Raw genomic sequence first — 770 nt, forward strand, 5'->3', positions numbered from 1 at the left:
TGGGTGATGCTGCCAACTTACTGATTTAGTGTATGATGGTGTTTTTGAGGTGCTCCAGTGGCTTCTGTTTCTATCAGCTGTCCCTCCTGTTCAGCTACTGACGGGGTGGTGCGTAACGGCAAAAGCACTGCCGGACATCAGCGCTATCTCTGCTCTCACTGCCGTAAAACATGGCAACTGCAGTTCACTTACACCGCTTCTCAACCCGGTACGCACCAGAAAATCATTGATATGGCCATGAATGGCGTTGGATGCCGGGCAACCGCCCGCATTATGGGCGTTGGCCTCAACACGATTTTCCGCCATTTAAAAAACTCAGGCCGCAGTCGGTAACCTCGCGCATACAGCCGGGCAGTGACGTCATCGTCTGCGCGGAAATGGACGAACAGTGGGGCTATGTCGGGGCTAAATCGCGCCAGCGCTGGCTGTTTTACGCGTATGACAGGCTCCGGAAGACGGTTGTTGCGCACGTATTCGGTGAACGCACTATGGCGACGCTGGGGCGTCTTATGAGCCTGCTGTCACCCTTTGACGTGGTGATATGGATGACGGATGGCTGGCCGCTGTATGAATCCCGCCTGAAGGGAAAGCTGCACGTAATCAGCAAGCGATATACGCAGCGAATTGAGCGGCATAACCTGAATCTGAGGCAGCACCTGGCACGGCTGGGACGGAAGTCGCTGTCGTTCTCAAAATCGGTGGAGCTGCATGACAAAGTCATCGGGCATTATCTGAACATAAAACACTATCAATAAGTTGGAGTCATTACC

At 53.5% G+C, this 770-nt stretch carries 1 protein-coding gene; it reads left to right on the top strand.

Going from position 1 to position 770, the window contains the following annotated elements; genetic code table 11:
- Positions 1-57: 57 nt before the first annotated feature.
- Positions 58-755 (top strand): IS1-like element IS1B family transposase gene (locus NA389_RS21900; protein WP_095033700.1). Its coding sequence is split into 2 segments (ribosomal slippage): positions 58-307 and positions 307-755, totalling 699 coding nucleotides; the frame shifts between segments, so codons are not numbered across the junction.
- Positions 756-770: the final 15 nt, after the last annotated feature.

It is taken from the genome of Salmonella sp. NW645, from assembly GCF_051703725.1.
Classification (GTDB): Bacteria; Pseudomonadota; Gammaproteobacteria; order Enterobacterales; family Enterobacteriaceae; genus Salmonella; species Salmonella enterica.